We start from the raw sequence: 19,410 nt of genomic DNA, 5'->3' as shown, positions 1-19,410 counted from the left end.
TTCGTCCATAAAGGTGTAATCGATTGCAATGTCGAGTATCCAAGATGTCGCCACCCTTGCCAATGTGTCTGCTGCAACTGCATCTCGTGCGCTGAGTCGCCCGGATATGGTGGCCCAGACCACCCGCGAACGTGTCCTGCACGCCGCGCAGCAGTTGGGCTACCAACCCAATATGCTGGCCCGCAGCCTGCGCCAACGCGAAACGCGCACCATCGGCGTCATCGTGACCGATATTCTGAACCACTTTCACGCCACACTCGCCAAAGGCGTGCAGGACGCCGCAGACCGTCACGGCTACACGGCTTTTTTGTTCAATACCGACGAAGACGCGGGCAAAGAGCGCCGGGCGATGGATACCTTGCGTGGGCATGTGCCGCAAGGCCTGATCGTAGTTCCTACCGCCCACACCCGCGAGAACCTGAAACTCGTTCCCAATTTGCCCATCGTGGAGCTAGACCGGGTCACGGGCAATCCGGGCGTGACCACCGTAACCGTAGACAACATCGGCGGGGCGCGGGCGGCCACCAAGCACCTCATCGGCCTCGGCCATACGCGCATCGGCATGATCGTAGGCAAGCTGGACATCAGCACAGCTGTGGAGCGGCACGCCGGATTTCGGCAGGCTCTTGCCGAGGCCGGACTGACCTACGATCCGGCACTGGTGCTGCCCGGCCAACACCGCGAAAAAGATGGACGGGAAGCGGCGCTGCGCCTGCTGAGCTTGCCCCTTCACCTTCGCCCCACCGCCCTGTTTGTGGGCAACAACGAAATGACGGTGGGCGCAGTACTGGCCGCCCGAGAACTGGGCCTGAACATTCCCGACGACCTCTCCATCGTGGGTTTCGACGATTCCCGCTGGGCGCAGACCATGACCCCGCCGCTGACTGTGGTGGCGCAGCCCGCTTACGACCTCGGCGTGCTGGCCTGCGATCACCTCGTCGCGCAACTGGGCCATCTCCAAGCTGGCCGCGCCCGCGCTTCTCCGGCCCGCGTGCAACTGCCCACCGAACTGATTTTACGGCAATCCACGGCTCCGCCCGTTTGCATTCCAACCGCTTAGCTGTTCTGTCCGCCCCGTTCTGGTCATTCTGGCCCCCGCCCTCTTTCACCCCACAGGAGAACCACCATGCGCCACTCTAAGCTTGCTGTTGTTGCTGCCACCCTCGCCCTGTCCGCCACCGCCGCCGTCAGTGTGGCCCTCGCCCAAAGCAGCGCCCAGCCCATCATCGGCCTGATCACCAAAACCGAAACCAACCCGTTTTTTGTAAAGATGAAGGAAGGCGCACAGAAGGAAGCCACCCGCCTAGGGGCCAAGCTGCTGACGGGCGCGGGCAAAGCTGACGGTGACAACGCCGGACAAGTGACCGCGATTGAAAACATGGTGGCCGCCGGAGCCAAAACCATCCTGATTACGCCCAGCGACGCCAAAGCCATCGTGCCTGCCATTGCCAAAGCCCGCGCCGCTGGCGTAATGGTCATTGCCCTCGACAGCCCCACCGAACCCACCACCGCCGTAGACGCACTGTTTGCCACCAACAACTACCAAGCAGGCGTGCTGATCGGGCAGTGGGCCAAAAAAGCGATGGGCAGCAAGAAAGCCGTGATCGCCGCGCTTGATCTGTTCCCCGGTAACCCTGTCGGCGTAGCGCGTCACAACGGCTTCTTGGCGGGCTTCGGTACGGCGGGCATTACTGCCACCACCAAAAATCTGGTCATGACCGGGGTCGCTTGCTCTCAGGATTCCTTCGGTGATCAGGCCAAGGGCCAGACCGCCATGGAAAACTGCCTCCAGCGCAACCCCAATATCAACCTCGTATACACCATTAACGAACCCGCCGCCGCTGGTGCGTACCAAGCCCTCAAGGCCATCGGACGTGAAAAAGACGTACTGATCGTGTCGGTAGACGGCGGCTGCGCGGGCGTGCGGAACGTGGTGGGCGGTGTCATTGCGGCCACCAGCCAGCAGTACCCCCTCAAAATGGCCTCTATGGGCGTCGCCGCAGGCGTGAACTACGCCAAAACCGGCAAGAAAGTCAGCGGCTACACCGATACGGGCGTGACGCTGGTGACCAACAAGGCTCAGGCAGGCGTCAAGAGCAGCAACACCACCTTCGGCCTCGCCAACTGCTGGGGCAAGTAAACCGGATCGGGAGTCTGGGGCCAAGTGAGGGCAGCGATTCGCCTTTCTTAGGCCCTTAGACCCTCGACCCTGAGACGCCCCTCTACCCAATCACTTCGCCACCTCCCAGAAGGAAGCCGACACAGACCTCATTCTGGGCTGGCTTCCCCTTCCTATCCCTATTTATCTCCTAGAGGTTCCCGCCATGACCCAGCCTGCTACTGCTCCGCCCACTGCCAAACGTCCGGCGTTGCCCAGCCTCACTACGCTGGGGCCGCTGCTTGCGCTACTGCTGGCCTGCATCTTTTTTGCCACGCAGTCCGACCGTTTCCTGACAGCCACCACGCTGTCTTTGGTTCTCAAGCAGATTTCTTTCGTGGCGGTCATCGCCATCGGCCAAACGCTGATTATTCTGACTTCGGGCATCGACCTGAGTTGCGGCGTGATTATGGCGCTGGGCAGCGTGGTCATGACCAAATTTGCCGTAGAACTGGGGATGCCGCCCATCGTGGCGATCCTCTGCGGGCTGGCGATTACCACGGCTATCGGGGCGCTGAACGGCGTGCTGATTACCCGGCTTAGGCTGCCGCCGTTCATAGCCACGCTGGGCATGTACGGCATCGTCTTTGCAGTCACCCAAATTTATTCCAACGCCCAAACCGTCACCGATCTGCCCCCCGCACTCAACTTTTTGGGCCAGACCTTCAACATTCTGGGCACGCCCTTTACTTACGGCGCAGTGCTGATGCTGATTTTGTTTGGTGTGGCATGGTTTTTTCTGACCCAAACTGCGCCGGGCCGCCATGTGTACGCAGTGGGCAACAACCCCGAAGCCGTGCGCCTGAGCGGGATTCCCACCACGCGCCTGCTGATCAGTGTGTACGCAGTGGCGGGGCTGCTGTACGGCGTCGCCGCCCTGATTCTGGTGGGCCGCGTGGGTGCGGGCGACCCCAACGCCGGACAAACCGAAAACTTGGAAAGCATTACCGCCGTCGTGCTGGGCGGCACCAGCTTGTTCGGGGGGCGCGGCAACGTACTGGGCACCTTCTTGGGGGCGCTGATCGTGGGCGTGTTCCGGGTGGGCCTCACGCTCAGCGGCGTCAACAGCGTGTACCAGATTCTCATTACGGGTGTGCTGATCATTCTGGCCGTCGCCACCGATCAGTTCTCCAGAAGGAAGGCGTAACATCATGACCCTTCAAACGAATTCAGATGTGGCCCCCCGCTCCTCGGTGCCGCTAGTCATGGAAGCACGCGGTCTGGTCAAGCGGTACGGCCAAGTGACCGCCATCAACGGGGCCGATTTCGAACTGCGGCCCGGCGAGATTCTGGCCGTTATTGGCGACAACGGCGCGGGCAAAAGCAGCATGATCAAAGCCTTGTCGGGCGCAGTGGTTCCCGATGAAGGGCAGATTTTCCTAGACGGCCAACTGGTGTCGTTCCGCAGTCCCATCGACGCCCGGCGGCAAGGCATCGAAACGGTCTACCAAGATTTGGCGGTGGCTCCGGCCATGACCATTGCCGAAAACCTCTTTCTGGGCCGCGAAATTCTGAGGCCGGGGCCGATTGCCAAACTCCTGCGGATCATCGATAAAAAGAAGATGCACGAGGAAGCGGTGCGGCACATGCAGGGGCTACAATTTGCCATCAAGAGCATGAGCCAGCCCGTGGAAACCCTGTCGGGTGGGCAGCGGCAAGGCGTGGCGGTGGCCCGCAGCGCGGCGTTTGCGCGGCATGTGGTCATCATGGACGAACCCACGGCGGCCCTCGGCGTGCGCGAAGGCAACATGGTGCTCGACCTGATCCGCAAGGTGCGCGACGGCGGTCTGCCCGTCATTCTGATCAGCCACAACATGCCCCACGTCTTCGAGATCGCTGACCGGATTCACGTTCACCGCATGGGCCAGCGGGCCGCCCTGCTGAACCCCAAAAAGATCAGCATGGCCGACACGGTGTCGGTGATGACCGGAGCGCTGAAGCCGGAGCAACTGAGCGCGGAAATGCTGGCGCACTGAGAACAAATTTTGTGGGTGGGGAGTGGGAAGGGCGTGCTGGCCGAATACTCTGAACTTTGGAAAAAGATAGAAGTTTCAGGGCGGCAGACTGACTGACACTATTGGCTAGTTCGCAAAATGAAGGCGTGACCAGACTGACAGAGCGTCGGTGTGGTCACGCTTTACTTTTTAGGTGGTTCAGGCATTTGTCCGAGCGACCTCCGCGAAGACGCACCTGCCAGCCGGACAAACCAAACGCCCGTTAGGTGACGCGGCGGCGTGCTACCCTACCCTCTACGCGCCTGCCGCGTTCTCCCCTGCCATGACGGATTCTTCCAGCCCCCCCCCAGCCCCCGCCGCGCCGCCTGCCGCGCCCACCAAACCGCGCCGCGAGCAGATTCATGAGGTCGCCAGCCGCCTGTTCTCGGAGCGCGGCTACCACGCGACTTCTATGCGCGACCTCGCGGGCCAACTGGGGATGCAGGGCGGCAGTCTGTACGCGCACATCGCCTCTAAAGACGAACTGTTGATCGGGATTGTAGACCGCGCTGCGCGGCAATTTGACGGCGCACTGTTTACGTTGCGCGGCGATTCGCTGCCCGCCCCCGAAAAAATCCGCGAGGCGATGCACCGCCATATTCGCGTGGTGGCCGACAATATGGAGAGCGCCACCGTGTTTTTTCACGAGTGGAAGCACCTGTCGCCCGAAGCCTATACCCGCGTGACCAACTGGCGCGACACCATCGACGCTTTTTACCGCGATCTGGTGATTCAGGGCATCAAGGAAGGCAGCCTGCGCCCTGACCTCGACCCCAAAATGACAGCCAACCTGATCTTGTCGGCGGTGAACTGGGCCTATACGTGGTATCGCCCCGGCGGCAGCATGACCCCGCGCGACGTGGCCGAACAGTACGCCGATATGCTGCTGACGGGTTTGCAGGCGGCTCCCGTGTCAGCTGGCCCGGAGCGCCCATGAACTGGATTCCGCTGCATTCCTGCCCTGCGTCAACCCCACCCGCAGGGCATCCACTCCGCGAAACCCAGCTTTTCTCCTTCTCGTTTCACTCGGCTGGCGTTGGGAACAACACCCAAGCGCCAACGGAGCAACCATGAGTAACCCCACCGTCACCGTTAAAATCCGCGACGCCCTGAAATTCGCACAGGCCCGCGCCGAAAAATTCAGCCGCACTCAACAACTGGAAATCGGCACCGACTTGTTTATTCGCATTGCCCCCGGTGGGCGGCGCTTCCTCCTATTTTGCCTCGACGGTGAACCCGATGGAGCCAACGCCCGCGCTATTGCCGCCACGCTGGGCCTGATAGATCCGCAGTACGGCTGGCATCAGGGGGCCACATTGCGCTCTCTGACGGTGGTGGAGGCTGGGTCGGCAGTAGTGGCGGAGGCGGCAGAGACAGAGAAAACGGAAGACTAGCCGACTCTCAAAAAATTAGGACGGGCAAAAACAAAACAGGGCAAGCACCGAATGGGCCTACCCTGCCTCACCTTAAAACCTCAGTTTTTCGGGTTGCTGCCTTCAAAGGCGGCCTTGAACTTCTGCAAGTCTTCGGCGATTTGTTGGCTGGGTTCTTCGCCAAACAGCTTGGCGACGGCTGCACCGAGCGGGCCAGCGGGCGGGCGATAGCTGAGGGCCACATGAATGCGCGTGCCGCCCGTAGGCATGCTCTCAAACTGCACGCTGCCTGCGTTGTCTACAGTGGCTCCGGGCAAGCTGTGCCAGCCGATGCGCTCGCCGGGTTTGTCGTTCACGATTTCTGCTTCCCACTCCACATGCGTGCCCAAAGGAGCCTTAGCCACCCAACGGCTGCGCTTGTCGTCCAGCACGGTCACGGTCTCCAAGTGGCTCATGATCTGGGGCAGGTTGTCCAGCTTGCGCCAGTAGTCGTACACCTGCTGAGCAGGACGGTCGATGACCACGCTGTGCTCTACAAAAATGGGCTTGGCGGCGCTGGCGTTTCCGCTCAGACCTGCGGCAGCCATCACGGGATCGTTGCCGGTGGCGGCGCGGTAGGCGAGGTAGCCGCCCACTGCGGCCATGCCGAAGCCGAGGACGCCGCGTTTTTTAAGGCCCATCAGCAGGAGTGCCCCGCCTGCTGCGCCGCTGATCATGCGGCCTTGATCCATGCCTTCAGTTTTTGTCATGTGTGAATCCTCCGTGGGTTGCAGTGTAGGTGCGCTGCCCGTAGGGGCGGGTGAAGTCTTGCCCAACACAGATTAAGGCCAAGCGGCATGAGAGGCCGTGTCGTCATACGAACTTGCTCTGATTCCCGAACATCCGCAACCCCACCGGATCTTCGTCCATCGCCGCCAGCTCGTACTTTTTGCTGCGCGCTCCACTAGGGTGATTCTCGCGGATCATCGCAATTTGATACCAGATCAGCAGAGGCTCAATTGGCCTTGAAAGTGTCGCACTGGCTGGCGTCGCCGCTGGTAAAGCCGCGCTTGAACCAAGTCACGCGCTGCTGGCTGCTGCCGTGCGTAAAGCTGTCGGGTACCACATAGCCTTGACCTTGGCGCTGCAACGCGTCGTCACCGATGGCGGCGGCAGTATTCAGCGCCTGCGTAATATCGGCGTCGGTCAGGTTGGCCGCTTCGGTGCTGCGGACCTTGTTGCCCCACACGCCCGCAAAGCAGTCGGCCTGCAATTCCAGCCCCACGCTATAGCGGTTAGATTCGGCCTCGCTACGGGCTTGGCGCTGGGCGCGTTCTACCTGATCGGCAATGCCGAGTTCGTTCTGAACGTGGTGGCCCACTTCATGCGCGATCACGTAGGCGAAGGCAAAGTCGCCGCCGCCGCCCAAGCGCTTTTGCATGGTGGCAAAAAAGCTGGTGTCCAGATAAATCTTATTGTCCAGTGGGCAATAAAACGGCCCGACAGCGCTGTTGGCGTTGCCACATCCACTGGTGGTGCCGCCTGTAAACAGCACCAGCGTAGGCTTGGTATAGGTGCGGCCCGACTGCTGAAACACACCCGTCCAGACCTGATTGGTGCTGCCCAACACCCGGTCTACGAATTGGTAGCTTTCGTCGTTGGCGGGCGCTTGGCCCTGCGTTTGAGACTGCTGTGTCTGAGATTGCTGCGTGGGCGTGGACTGCGAACCGCCGCCCAAAATGACGCTGGGGTCTACGCCAAAGAACATGGCAATCAGTGCAATGACAAGGCCGCCGATTCCGCCCACCGCGATGCCGCCGCCCGGCAGGCCACCGCCGCCCCGCCGATCTTGCACTCCGCCCCCACTGCTCGGAAGATTTTTCCAGTCCATAACGGCGTTCTCCTCTTTGATAGGGTGGCCGCGCACCCGCTCTCCCTGCACGCACGCTGACGGCAAGGCCGGGACACTGCGCGGCTGTATGAGGCGCATTCTAGGCCGGGGGGCAGGGGAAAACGCTGACCGCGCCTTTAGGTTGGCCTTTTGGATTGGGTTGGAGGCAGCTAAGGTGGAAGGTGAACCCCCCCGTTGCTAGCGCAACGCCCCCCCTTAGAGGGGAGGACTAAAGCAGTTGCGCTCCCCTTTAAGGGGGGCTGGCTGCAAAGCAGACTGGGGGGTCTACCCAAAAACTTAGCCAACAAAAACCCCCTCTCCACACAGAAAAGGGGGCCACAAAACGTAAGTTTCTTCAGTCGCCCGCAGGCAGCGCCCCCGCGCCGGAATCTGCCTTGCCCAGTTCCACCTTAGGCTGTCCGGTTCTGGGTTGCGGCGGCTTGATGCGCTTGCGTTCAAATGTCCAGAAGACGGTGGGCACGACAAAGAAGGTGAGCAAGGTGGACGTAATAACGCCGCCCAGAATCACGATGCCGAGGCCCCGGCGGAACTCTGCGCCGTCGCCTTTGCCCAGAATCAAGGGAATACTGATCACCAACACGGTCAGGGTAGTCATCAGAATGGGGCGAAAGCGCAGTTCGGCGGCTTCCACGAGGGCGGCCCGCAGCGTCATGGTACGCACGCGCTCGGTCACGAATTCGAGGTACAGGATGGAGTTTTTGGTAGACAGACCCAGCAGGATGACCATGCCCAGTACCGTAATCACGTCTAGGTTGACCTTAAACAGGCTGAGCGTCCAGAGTGCGCCCACGATGGCAATCGGCACGGGCAGCAGCAGATAGATGGGGTAGCGGAACGAGTTGAACTGGCTGCCCAGTACGAGGTACGTGAGCAAAATCGCCAGCACCAGCACGATGGGGCCGTAGAACACGAGGTCTCCGGTGAGGCCCGCACTGCCGAACGCGCTCGCGTTGCCCAGCGTGACGCCGCCCGTGAGCAGGCCCGCTTTAGTGGCTGCATCCACGATGGTTTTTTGGTAGCCGAAGGGGTTAGGGCCGTCTTTGATCAGGTTGATGTCCAGCGTAGCGGTGTAGGCCTTGTTCAGGCGGCTGAGGGTGGCCGGAGCCTGCGTCAGCTGAAACGAGCCGAGTTGAGACAGCGGAATATTGGCGTTGAGAGCTTGCGAATACACCGTTTGGGACAGCAGACTCTGTTCGTCTTGCACGAGAGCCGGATCGAGGCGCACCACGATGTCTATAGAGCGGTCTCCGTCGCGCAGGCTTCCGGCGGTGCTGCCGTCGTTGTAGGTACGCAGCGCCTGTGCCACGTCGCTAGCGCTCAGGCCGCTGCCCGCCAACCGCGCCGGATCGGGCGTAAAGGTGCGCTCCTGCCGGGTGGCGCTGAGGCTGCTCTTGAGGGTAGCGATATTGGTGTCTTGCGAGAGCAGGCGCACCACATCGCGGTTGCGCTGAATCAGGAGGGCCTGCGTGGGGGCCGTGAGTGCCAGCGTAATATCGGCGCTTCCACCGGGGCCGCCCTGCTCTGCCGACACCCGCAGTTCTGAACCCAGCAAGGCGCGGGCCACCGGTTGCAGCGCCTGCAAATAGCGGGCATTCAGCACTTCTATGCTGTCGCGCTGCGCCTTGGGAATCAGGGTCACGGTGAGGCTGGAAGAATTGGCGTTGCTGCCGCCCAGTGCGCCGCCGCTGCCTACGCTGGTCTGCACGAGGCGCACTTCGGGGCGGGCCAACAGGTTCTCTTCTATCCGGCGGGTGAGGCCGTTGGTGGTGGTCAGGTCAGTGCCCACCGGCAACTCTAGGTCTACCGTCAGAATGCCGCTGTCGCTGGCGGGCGTGAAGGCGAATCCGACGTTCCGCATGGCAATCGGCACGCTGAACAGGAAAAGGGCGGCCACCAGCATCACGATCCAAGAGCGGTCTAGGACGCGTTCCACACTGCGGGCGTAGGCGCGGGCCACCCCAGTGACGGCGCGGTTAGTGATGCCGTGCAGCGTGCCGGTCAGGGCTTCCAAAATGGCGTACAGCACAGTCAGGACGTAGCGCACCACAGCCAGCACCAGTGGGGCCAGCAGCACCGAGAGGCCCAGCGCGACGGGTACGGGCAACACTTGGGCCAAGCCCGCGCCCGCCGCTGCACCCGCCAGCAGCAGCCCAAGCCAGCCGCTAAAGCTGCGGATGCCCATCAACGCACGCCGCAGCAGTTCGGGGAAGCGGGCCAGAACACGCGGTAAGTCGCGCCAAGATACGGCTTTGGTTTCTTCGGTGTAGGCCATCCGCACGGTCAGGAACAGCAGACTTTCCAGCCAACTCAGCACGATGGCGGCGGCAATTCCTAGCGCAAACTGGCTAAAAAACTGGCCGATGATGCCGGGCATGAAGCTGAGCGGAATCAGGACGGCCAGCAGCGAAAAGCTGGCGGCAGTGACGGCGCTGAACACTTCGGAGCCGCCCAGCAACACCGATTTCACGCGGTCGTAGCCCATGTCGCGGTAGCGCTGCACGTTTTCGGCCACCACGATGGAGTCGTCCACCACGATGCCGATGGCGACAATGATTGCCAGCAGCGAAATGATGTTAAAGGTGAAGCCCAGCAAACTGAACAACAGGGGCGCGGCGCTGATGGAAATAGGAATCGCCAGAATGACCGCAAACGCGGCGTTGAGGCGGCCTAGGAACAGCAGACAGATGACGCCCACCGCCGCCACAGCGATCAGGAACTCTTTGAAGGTGTCCTTGATACTGCCCCGCGTCTCTAGGGTGGTGTCGTTGGCGAGGCTGAGGCTGTAGCCAGCGGGGAGCGGCTGGGCCTTCATGGCGGCCCGCACATTGTCGGTCACGGCTACAGAGTTGGTGCCGCTGGCCTTGCGAACGTCGAGCAGGACGGCGGGTTGCCCGTTCACGCGGGCAAAGCTGGTGCTGGCGGCGGCCCCGTCACGGATGCTGGCGACATCGGCCACGCGCAGGCCTGTAGACGGATCGACGATGATGCGGCCTACGTCGCTTACGCTGGTAGGCGTATTGCGGGTGGAGAGCTGGGTGGTGTTGCCGCCCTGCGTGACTGTTCCAGCAGGTGAGTCGAGGGCCGAGGCCCCAATGGCTCCCGTGATCCGGGCGGGCGTGAGGTTGTAACTCTGTAATCGGGCCGGATCGAGCAGCACCTGAATCTGGCGCTGTGGGCCGCCCGACAAGCCCACGTCGGCCACGCCGTCCACACGCTCTAGGCGCGGCACCAGCGTATCTTCGGCAAAAGTGGTCACGTCGGCGGGGCGGGCCGAACCCCCTAGCAGGGCCAGCGTCAGAATCGGCGTGGCGTTGGGATCGAATTTTTGCACCACAGGCGCTTCGGTGCCATCGGGCAGCGTGCCGCGAATGGCCGCCACCGCCTGAGACACGGAGTTGGCGGCGCTGTCGATGTCCACGCTATCGGCAAAGGTAATTACGACCGCCGATTGATTGCTGACGCTGGTGGTGTTGATGTCGATGACGCCCGCGATGGTACTCACGGCGTCTTCGACCCGGCGGCTGACTTCGCGGTCTACCTGATCGGGGTTGGCTCCCGGATAGGCTGTACTGACCGCCAAAATCGGAACCTCGAAATTGGGCAGGAGTTCTACGCCCAGCCGGAAAGTAGCCACCAGTCCGAACAGCACCAGCATGACGAAAATGCCGATAGAGAACACGTAATTGCGGACGCTGAAGCGGATAAAGGGATTGACGGCGGGTTCGGGCGTGCCGTCGGGGAGCGTGCCGCGTGAAGCGAGGTCTGCGCCGTCGGGGTCGTGGGTACTCATGGAGCGTCTCCTCCAGCAGTGCTTCCAGATGCGGCAGCGGTTTCTACCCGGATCGCCGCGCCGTCTTGTAGGCTAGGCGGCACCGGAGAAATGACCTGTGCGCCAGCCTCTAGCCCGCGCACCGCCACTTGACCACCGGATTCGGCCACCACCGTGACCGCCTGACGCCGCGCCACGTTGCCTGCCGCCAAATACACCGCATTTTCGCCGCTGTCGACCTGCACGGCCCCGCTGGGAATCAGGACGCCCTGCCCCAAAGTGGCGCGGTAGCGGGCTTGTGCGCTGGCTCCCACCGGCAACGCCGCGCCGCCCTGCACCCGCGCCGTGATGGGCACGAGGCGGTCTGCTCCGGCAATCCGGGGGCTGTCCTGCACGGTGGCCACATAATTGACGCCGCCGTAGCCGAGGTTCAGTTTGGTTCCCGCAGTCAGGGCAGCGGCGTCGGCGGGCGTGGCATTGAACTGCACCTTGATAGAACCGGGGTCGACTAACCTAAACACCGTGCTGCCCTGCCCCGCGAATTCTCCGACTTGTGCATTCAGGCTCGCCACCGTGCCCGCAAAAGGAGCGCGAACCGCCGTGCGGGCCAGATTTTCTTCGGCCTGACGCACTCCGGCCTGTGCGCTGCTGAGTTGAGCCTGCTGAAGCGGCACGCTGCCCTGAGCGTTCTGGCCGTTCTGAGACAAGGAATTGCGGGCCTGCGCCAACTGGCTTTGTGCCGTTGCCAGCTGCGCCCGCGCACTCTGCAAGTCGGCCAAGCTGATGCCTCCCAGCGTGTACAAGCTTTCGCTGCTCTGGGCGTTTTGCTGCGCCTGAGACAGCGTGGCCTGAGCTGCCTGCACCGCCGCATTCAGCGAGGTGGTGGCCTGCCCGGTGGTGGTGCGGGTCTGATTCAGATTGATCTGGGCCTGCTGCACCTGAAGGCGGGCATTCTCTAAGGCTTGTCGCTGTTGAGAATCGTCGAGTTGCACCACGACTTGTCCGGCGCGAACCTGCTCGCCTTCCGTGACCAGCACCCGCAGCACGTTGCCGCCGCTCTGGGCCGCCACATTGCTGTCCCGGTCGGCCTGAATGGTGGCGCTAGAGGTACGCTGCACACTCAGGGTTCCGGTGTTGGCAGCCACCACGCGCACACCGAGGGTGGTGGTTTTGGCGGGGGCGGCGTCCAGATCATTGCTGGTCGTCGCGGCGGCGGGTTTGGCTTCACCGTCTGCCGCCGTGTTGCCGCCGGGGGGCGTGCAGGCCACCAGCAGCGTCAGGGTCAGCAACGTCAAGGCAAGGGGTGATTTGGCAGAAAGAAGCCCCATTCGCCTCACCTCACCAGTCCGGTTACGTCATTGCCCGACGCCGTGGACAGCGCCGCCAGTGCCCGCCACAGGTTGTTTTGGGCCTGAATGACGACAAAGGCCGACTGCTGTGCCTGCACCTGCGCCTGCTGCACTTCTACGGCGGCGGCAGTTCCGGCTTTCAGGCGGGCCTGTGCCTGCGTCAGACTGGTTTGGGCATTGGCGCTGCTCTGGCGGGCCAAGGCCACCCGTTCCTGCGCGTCGCTGAGGCTGCGGTAGGCGTCGCGCACCTGCGTATTAGAGGCGCGGGCGGCGTCGTCAAGGCTGCGTTGCGCGTTGGCCAGCGAAGTCCGGGCGTCTTGCAGGGTGCGAACCGGGGTGTAATCGTTGTCGGCCAGCGTGACCTGCAAATTGGCAAAACTGACGCCCTGCGCGGCTTGCACGAGCGAAGGCAAGCGCTTGTCTAGGCCCGATTGCAGGCCCGCCAGCGTCAGCGTGGGCTTGGGCGGGGCAGGCGGGGCGCTCAATGTCAGGTCGGTCCCGGTGGGCAGGCCGATGGTGCGGGCCAGTTGCGCTTCCAAGACAGGCTGCTGGGCGCGGGCGTCGGCCAATTCCTGACGGTTCTGGTTCAGGCTGGTCTGGGCGCGGTTCACATCCAGTTGGGTCGCCACGCGGGCCTGAAGGCGGGCGCGGGCAATCGCCAAATTGCGTTCGTCCAGCGCCACCTGAGCAGCGTTCAGGTTCACCCGTCCGGCGGCTTCAAATGCACCCACGTACTGCCCCAGCACGGTCTGGGCAATATTCAGCTTGGTGCCGTCCAGCGTCGCGGCCTGCGCCGCCGCGTCCTGCTGGGCCTGCGTCAGCGTGGTGATGATAGACGTGGGATCAGCCTGCACCGCCTTCAGGTTGGCCTGCGCCTTTTGCAAATTGGCGCGGGCGGTGGTTACGTCGGGGCCGCTGGCGAGGGCGCGGGTCACGGCACTTTCTAGCGAGAGGCTCACGGCTTGGGCAGAAGCACTGGCCGCCAAAGAGAGGCCGAGGGTGAGCAGCAGGGCAACAGAACGGGTCAGGGTACGGGTCATGGGTGGCCTCCGAAAAAGGTGAGTGGTGAGTGGTCAGTGGTGAGTGGGAAAGGCGTGGTGGGCGAGAAATTTACGTTTTAGGTCACAGGGAATTTAGAGGCTTATTCGTCACACAATGTGCTGTCTAGCGCCCCCTAAAAACCCCCATTCAGCAAAGTCGGGTCAAGTTCGGTGCTGGCCTGTGCAAGCAGGAGCGAGGACACGTAAGCGTTGGCTGTGGCGGCGTTCAGCGCGTTCTGGGCTTGTGCGGCGCTCAGTTCGGCCTGCGCTACGTCCAGCGGCGTGACCAACCCAGCTTCCAAGCGGGCGCGGGTGGTGGTCAGGCTGGCCTGTGCGCGGGCCAACGCCGAGGCCGCTTCCTCTGCCCGGTCAAGCGCGGTCAGCAGGTCGGCTGCCTTTTGGCGCACGTCGAGGTCTACGCTTTGGCGGGCAGAATCGAGGGCCAACGCTGCGGCTCGCTGGCCTACAGTGGCGCTCGCTAGGGCGGTGCCTTTGCCGCTGCCGAACACGGGCAGGCTGGCGTTCAAGCTCAGGGCCAGTCCGGTTTTGGCCGTTTCGCCCGGATCGCGTAAGGGAAAGCTGATCTGCGCCGCCGCCACGCCCGATTTCACGTTCAGGCTGCCGCCCACGGTGCGCCCAGCCCCACCTTGCCCGCTCCCCAGTTGGCCGTACTGCACGCCCGCAGAAATATCGGGAATGGACAGATCGAGCTGTGCGGCGCGTTGCTGTGCCCCGGCGTCGGCCAGTTGTACGGTGGCGCGGATCACTTCGGGGCGGGCCACCAGAGCGCGGGCTACGAGGGTGTCTACGTCTGCGGGCGCGGCGGGCAGGGGCGGCACGGCATCGAAGGCGGCAGCGGTGGCAGGCAGCGTCACGCTTTGGCCGAGCAGATTCGCCAGCGCACGCGCCGCCAAGTTCACGGCGGTTCTGGCCTGTGCCAGCGCGTTTTGGGCACTTTGTAGGCCAGCGTCACGCTCTTGCAGGGCCAGTTCGGGAATCAGGTTGGCGGTGCGCTGGGCGCGGGCCACCTCCAGTTGGCGGGCGGCAAGGGCGGCCTGAGCCTCGGCCAACGCCGCACCAGCAGTGGCGTCCCGCGCTGCGCCGTAAGCCCGCACCGCCTGCACCAGCAGCGATACGCGGGCGTCGCGCAGGTCGGCCCCAGCGCGGTTCAGGGCGCGTTCGGCAATCCGCACGCCCTCGAAGGTGGCCGACCAAGGCAGCACGCTGGCCGACACCTGCGCGGTCAGCGTGGCATTGCCTAACCAGTCGCCGGAATCCAGCGGCACTTTGGCGAGGCTGGCGTCGGTGCCCACCGTGACATTTAGTCCAGCACGGGCGCGGGCACTGTCTAGGCTCAGTTGCGCCGAGCGGTACTGCAAATCGGCGCTACGCCACCCCGGAGAAGCCCGCACCAGCGCCAGCGTTTGCGCGAGGGTCAGGGCTGGGGCGGGAGCCAGAGCGGAGGCAGGGGCAGCTTCAACAGGAGCGGGCGTGGGCGGGGCAGTTTGGGCAAAAGCGGCGGGCGAACACAGCAGCAAAGCCGCAGACAGTAACACAAACATTGGCACAGACAAGGAAAATCGCATAGGGGCAGGCAACCTCGGGGGAAAGGGGAGCAAAATAGTGGTGAGAAGGGGACGCGGCGGAGCAGTTAACGAGTGCAGACTCACTTATCTTCAGACTTTACGGGAAAGACAGTCAAAAGGTTCCCACCTCACCCTCTGAAGGGTCAGCCCGGACGGTCACGGCTCTAGCCCCGGCCACAGCACATCCATCACGCCGCGCACCAGTCGCCCTGTTTCTATCGGCGGGCGGTGGGGGTCGGGCATCAGGTGTTCGAGGTGCAAGTACTGGGTCAGTGCGCCCATCCACAGCAGCGCCGTTACGTCGGCGTCTACAGGCCGAATCCGTCCCAGCGCCACTTCTGCCCGCAAGTAGGCCGCCACCGCCTGCGTATCCTCACGCATCGGGTTTTCCAATTTCATCAACATTGGGTTGGCCTGCCCGCGAGAAAACATCAGCATTAGGTTGGGCAGCAGGCGGGCGGCGGCCTCTAGGAGTTCTAACGCGGCACGTTCCAGATTGCGCCGCACGTCGCCGCAGCCCACTTGTGCATTCAGATTTTCGCGCCAAAGGGGAGCCTCGCGCAGCCCCACCACTTCCTCAAAAATGTCCTCCTTAGTGGGAAAGCGTTTAAACAGCGTGCCTTCAGAAATCCCGGCACGCCGCGCAATTTCGGCAGTGGTAGCCGAAAATCCATGTTCTAGAAACACTTCACGGGCCGCCGCCGTGATTTGTTCGTCGCTGATAATGCGGGGGCGGGCCATAAGTGAGTATTTACTCGCTAATGGGGCAGCCTGACCGTAGGGAGGGTGACAATTGCTGTGTGTGCCTTGAGCGGGCGCACACCCAACACCCCCGACACGGGCCTAGACTGCGGGGTATGACACAACCCAGCGGCGGCAAGCACTCTGGCGACTTCCAGCAGGGCGAGGTTGTTAGTGGAGAAGTGTTGATCAGCGGCGTAGACACCGGCCCCGCCGATGCCGAGCGCGAAAACCGGACGCCTACCGAGGATCACGCCCGCTTTCAACCGCTGGCGCACCCGGTGGAGGAACCGGAGGATGAGGACGGATAACAGGGGCAGGAGGACAGCAGAATGTGGAGCGTGGATCGTGGGAACAGCCAAACCACGATCTACGCTCCACGCTCTACATTCGCGTTACTTTTTCTCAGTTTCCTGCGGCCCAAATTGCCCTACCCCACCCGCCGCCTCGAACTCCGCCTGAACCGTCTCCAGCGGCTCCGTTGGCTTACTCTCCGCGTCTCCCGGCAACGTTTTGGCCCAGACTTCCAGCGCGTCGGGATAGGTGTCGCCGTCTGCGTCTTGTTCAGATTTCAGCAGGATAGAGAGGATTTCGGGGAATTTGGCCTTGCCACCCGCTTCGGCGTTGGCCTTAAACGTGGCGCGGATAGCCTCGCCAAAGGGGTTCCATGGTGCGCCGCCGGACTCCTTGACGTGGCAATAGCTGCACGACATCACGCGCCTGTCGAGGGCCGCCAAACCGCTGCCGTCATCCAAATGGAATTGGGTGATGGCTTGGAGGCGGTATTTGGGCAGGGCAAGCGCGGCGGGGGCGGTGAGGACGAGAAGGGCAATCAAGCCGCCTAGAACGTGCTTTTCGGTGAACCTCAGGCCAACCACTGCGGCCCTTTGAAGTCTCCCCCCAGAATGTCGCGGGCGTTGAGGCCCAGCCAACCCGTCAGTGCGCCCGCGTACACGCCCCGGAAATCCTGCTTGTATTTGATATCTCCCAGAGACAGGTCTTCCAGATCAGGACTGTCGCCGTGAATGCCGCCCTTGACGCCTTTACCCAGCGCAAACATCACACTGCCCTGCCCGTGATCGGTTCCGGCAGAGTCGTTTTCGGCCACGCGCCGCCCGAATTCCGAAAAGCCCATGACCACCACACGCTCGGCTACGCCCTGCCGCTCCAAATCGGTCTGGAAGGCAGCGAGGCCCGAGGCCAACGTCGCCAGCAATTCATCCTGCTCGCCGCGCTGCCCCGCGTGAGTATCGAAGCCGCCCAAGCTGACATACAGGATGCGCTGGCCCGTGCCAGACGCGATCAGGCGGGCCGCGTCCTTCAGTTGCGTGGCAAATTTGCCTTCTGGGTAAGTCGCCCCGGCCTTGTATTTGCCCACATTGGCCTGAACTTTTTGCGTGTTGCTCATCATTTGGCGAGTGGCCCGTACCAGATAGTCAGCCTCACCACTGCGGGGCGCGTCCAGCATGGCCCCGAACGCGCCTTCTAGGCCAGCGGGCAGCTTGACCTGAAAATTGTCTACGGCGTCGATGCTGGGCAAACTGAACTCGGCGGCGCGGAGGGCCTGCGGCGTGCTGGAGCCGATGTTGCTGGCACAAAAGGGATCACCGATCTTCTCAGCAATGCGGCCAATCCAGCCTTCGGCCTGCGCCTGCGTGGGGTCGGCGGTGTGCCAAATTGCCATGCTCGCAAAGTGGGAGCGGTTGGGATTCGGGTAGCCGATATTTTCCATCCACGCCAACTGGCCCGCGTCCCAGAGGCCCATCAGCGGTTTGAGGCTGGGGTGCATCCCTAGGTCAGGCCCAAGCGTCAGCACGTCTTTTTTGGGAATGGCGATGGTGGGCCGGGCCGCGTAGTACGCGCCGTTGCTGTAGGGGATCAGGGTGTTCAGGCCGTCGTTGCCGCCCGTAAGCTGAATAACGACGAGTGTTTTTTGTCCGGTGGCTTGTGTGGCTGCCCGCGCCAGAAAACCGGGCATTCCGCTGGTGGCGGCGACGGCGAGGGCCGAATATTTAAGAAAATCGCGGCGGTCTAGGGGCATGGGGGAACCTCGGATGTGGTGAGTTTGGCGGTGGAAGGTGAACCCCCCCGTTGCTTTGCAACGCCCCCCCTTAGAGGTGGGGATCTAAGAGCTTTTGCCCTCCCCTTGAGGGGAGGTGGCCCGTAGGGACGGAGGGGTTAGCTGTTAAGCGAGCTGAAATTCCGGGCTGATCAGCATCAAATAAGTTCGCTGCTTGGCGCTCAGGCCGTTTAAAGCCGCCGCCGTTGCTGCCCGCTCCGTGCCCAGCAGGGCCAGCGGCGTAGGCGGCGTATCCAGCGTGGGGGCGTTTGCGCCGAGGCTGAGGGCGGCGGCCAGTTGCATGCGCCCCAGCAGGGTGGTGTCGTTGATCCATTCGCGGCCCCCGTCCCAGCCCTTCACGGTGTCGGGTTGTAGCAGCAGTTGACCCATTCTTCCAGCGGTTTGCACCAGATTCAGCAGTTGCTTGGGTTCCATCTTGGGGCTGCCAAAACTCCGCACGGCAGCGGCAATAAAGTCCACCGGGCCACGAATCACGGCGGCGCGGCTGGCATAAAAAGCCTCACTGGACAGCAGTTCTTCCAGTACGGCGCGAATGTTGCCGCCCGTGCGGGCAAAGGTTTCGGCGCTGCCTTTTACGGCGGCTTCTGCGGGTGCGTCGGCTACAAAGGCGCGGTGCAGCTTGCGGGCCACGAATACGGCGGTGGCCGGATGCCCCGCCGCCAGCGCCAGCACGTCTTCGCCCGTCAGGTTGCCCGTTTTGCCCAAGTAGGTCTTGCGCCCGTTGTCGTGCTGCTTGGGGTTGAACACGAATTTGGACGCTTCCAAATACTTCTGGTTGCCGCGCCCGCCAGTGAATGTCCAGCCGCTCAGCGCCCGCGCCCCTTCCTTCACGTCGTCCTCGGTGTAGTTGCCGATACCCGTCGTAAACAGTTCCAACAACTCACGGCTGAAATTCTCGTTGGGCTTGCCATTGCGGTTCTGGTCGTTGTCGAGGTAACGCAGCATGGCGGGCGTGCGGGCCACGTCTAGCGCGAAGGCCGAGAAACTGGGCGTGGCCGCGTGCTTCCGCAGCACCGAGAGGTATTCGGTCAGCGCAGGCACGTTTTTCACCTTGTCGGTGCCCACCACAAAATGGTTGCTCCACAGCAGCGTCAGGCGTTCGCGCAGAGGGTGAGGGCCGTACAGCATCTCAAAGAGCCAGCGGGCGCGAATCAGTTGCAGGCCCGCACCCGGAGCGGCCGCCTGCGCCGGGTCGAAGGGATTGTTGGGGGCCACCGCGTCATCAAAGCTGAGCAGGGTGCGAGCGACTGTGCGGGCGTCGCTTCCCACCAGTACGCGAATTTGGGCGTCGGTGGCCCCGAACGAAGTGCGCCTCAGCAGATGCGCGGCGTCTTCGGCGGTCAGCGGGCGGGAATAGGGGGTGAGGGTCATGGGGGCGCTCCTGAAGGGCGGGGAGGGGGAAGGAGATCGTGGAACGTGGGAAAGGCGG

General features: G+C 63.0%; 17 protein-coding genes. 7 read left to right on the top strand and 10 right to left on the bottom strand.

Translation table 11 applies throughout. From position 1 onward, the window contains the following. The first annotated feature begins 28 nt into the window (after positions 1-28). The 6 genes from E7T06_RS14320 to E7T06_RS14295 all read left to right on the top strand — a co-directional run bounded on the left by E7T06_RS14320 (position 29) and on the right by E7T06_RS14295 (position 5,546). Entirely contained in the window at positions 29-1,060 is a 1,032-nt protein-coding gene (locus E7T06_RS14320; protein WP_136366463.1) for a LacI family DNA-binding transcriptional regulator, read from the top strand. A gap of 66 nt (positions 1,061-1,126) precedes the next feature. Continuing rightward, positions 1,127-2,140, top strand: a complete 1,014-nt coding sequence (locus E7T06_RS14315) for a sugar ABC transporter substrate-binding protein (protein WP_136366462.1) — start codon at positions 1,127-1,129, stop codon at positions 2,138-2,140. A gap of 184 nt (positions 2,141-2,324) precedes the next feature. Then, a complete protein-coding gene (locus E7T06_RS14310; RefSeq protein WP_136366461.1) occupies positions 2,325-3,305 on the top strand; it encodes an ABC transporter permease in 981 nt (326 codons plus the stop codon). A 4-nt stretch (positions 3,306-3,309) separates the two neighbouring features. After that, positions 3,310-4,134 carry an ATP-binding cassette domain-containing protein gene (locus tag E7T06_RS14305; RefSeq protein WP_240741074.1) on the top strand — a complete coding sequence of 275 codons (825 nt, stop codon included), beginning with the start codon at positions 3,310-3,312 and terminating at the stop codon, positions 4,132-4,134. A 301-nt stretch (positions 4,135-4,435) separates the two neighbouring features. Next, positions 4,436-5,089: a TetR/AcrR family transcriptional regulator gene (locus tag E7T06_RS14300; protein WP_136366460.1), complete on the top strand. Its 654-nt coding sequence runs from the start codon at positions 4,436-4,438 to the stop codon at positions 5,087-5,089. Positions 5,090-5,222: 133 nt separating this feature from the next. Next, on the top strand, positions 5,223-5,546 hold the full coding sequence (locus tag E7T06_RS14295; protein WP_136366459.1) for a hypothetical protein: 324 nt from the start codon (positions 5,223-5,225) through the stop codon (positions 5,544-5,546). A gap of 80 nt (positions 5,547-5,626) precedes the next feature. Here E7T06_RS14295 and E7T06_RS14290 read toward each other — a convergent pair whose 3' ends face one another. From E7T06_RS14290 to E7T06_RS14260, 7 genes are all read right to left on the bottom strand, one after another. Next, entirely contained in the window at positions 5,627-6,274 is a 648-nt protein-coding gene (locus E7T06_RS14290; protein WP_136366458.1) for an SRPBCC family protein, read from the bottom strand. Between the two features lie 245 nt (positions 6,275-6,519). After that, positions 6,520-7,395 carry a neutral zinc metallopeptidase gene (locus E7T06_RS14285; protein ID WP_136366457.1) on the bottom strand — a complete coding sequence of 292 codons (876 nt, stop codon included), beginning with the start codon at positions 7,393-7,395 and terminating at the stop codon, positions 6,520-6,522. Between the two features lie 355 nt (positions 7,396-7,750). After that, complete coding sequence (locus E7T06_RS14280) at positions 7,751-11,206, bottom strand: efflux RND transporter permease subunit (protein WP_136366456.1); 3,456 nt, start codon at positions 11,204-11,206, stop codon at positions 7,751-7,753. Continuing rightward, the gene (locus E7T06_RS14275) at positions 11,203-12,513 is read right to left on the bottom strand and encodes an HlyD family efflux transporter periplasmic adaptor subunit (protein ID WP_136366455.1); all 1,311 of its coding nucleotides are present in this window, start codon (positions 12,511-12,513) and stop codon (positions 11,203-11,205) included. The genes E7T06_RS14280 and E7T06_RS14275 overlap by 4 nt, the downstream gene beginning before the upstream one ends. A gap of 5 nt (positions 12,514-12,518) precedes the next feature. Continuing rightward, complete coding sequence (locus E7T06_RS14270) at positions 12,519-13,574, bottom strand: TolC family protein (RefSeq protein WP_136366454.1); 1,056 nt, start codon at positions 13,572-13,574, stop codon at positions 12,519-12,521. A 134-nt stretch (positions 13,575-13,708) separates the two neighbouring features. Next, the gene (locus tag E7T06_RS14265; protein WP_136366453.1) at positions 13,709-15,136 is read right to left on the bottom strand and encodes a TolC family protein; all 1,428 of its coding nucleotides are present in this window, start codon (positions 15,134-15,136) and stop codon (positions 13,709-13,711) included. A gap of 180 nt (positions 15,137-15,316) precedes the next feature. Further along, positions 15,317-15,901, bottom strand: coding sequence for a TetR/AcrR family transcriptional regulator (locus E7T06_RS14260; protein WP_136366452.1), 585 nt, complete (start codon positions 15,899-15,901; stop codon positions 15,317-15,319). Between the two features lie 116 nt (positions 15,902-16,017). Between E7T06_RS14260 and E7T06_RS14255 the strand changes: the two genes are divergently transcribed. After that, positions 16,018-16,212 (top strand): hypothetical protein, encoded by a 195-nt coding sequence (locus E7T06_RS14255; RefSeq protein ID WP_136366451.1) that lies wholly within the window; start codon positions 16,018-16,020, stop codon positions 16,210-16,212. A gap of 84 nt (positions 16,213-16,296) precedes the next feature. Here E7T06_RS14255 and E7T06_RS14250 read toward each other — a convergent pair whose 3' ends face one another. The 3 genes from E7T06_RS14250 to E7T06_RS14240 all read right to left on the bottom strand — a co-directional run bounded on the left by E7T06_RS14250 (position 16,297) and on the right by E7T06_RS14240 (position 19,352). After that, positions 16,297-16,737, bottom strand: coding sequence for a hypothetical protein (locus E7T06_RS14250; protein WP_240741073.1), 441 nt, complete (start codon positions 16,735-16,737; stop codon positions 16,297-16,299). A 29-nt stretch (positions 16,738-16,766) separates the two neighbouring features. Next, entirely contained in the window at positions 16,767-17,942 is a 1,176-nt protein-coding gene (locus E7T06_RS14245; protein ID WP_136366449.1) for a DUF1501 domain-containing protein, read from the bottom strand. Positions 17,943-18,086: 144 nt separating this feature from the next. Continuing rightward, positions 18,087-19,352, bottom strand: a complete 1,266-nt coding sequence (locus E7T06_RS14240; protein WP_136366448.1) for a DUF1800 domain-containing protein — start codon at positions 19,350-19,352, stop codon at positions 18,087-18,089. Positions 19,353-19,410: the final 58 nt, after the last annotated feature.

The organism is Deinococcus sp. Arct2-2, assembly GCF_004801315.1.
In the GTDB taxonomy this organism is placed as follows: domain Bacteria; phylum Deinococcota; class Deinococci; order Deinococcales; family Deinococcaceae; genus Deinococcus.
Note: the sequence above shows the minus strand (reverse complement) of the source record. Positions and strands in the feature narration are given on the sequence as shown.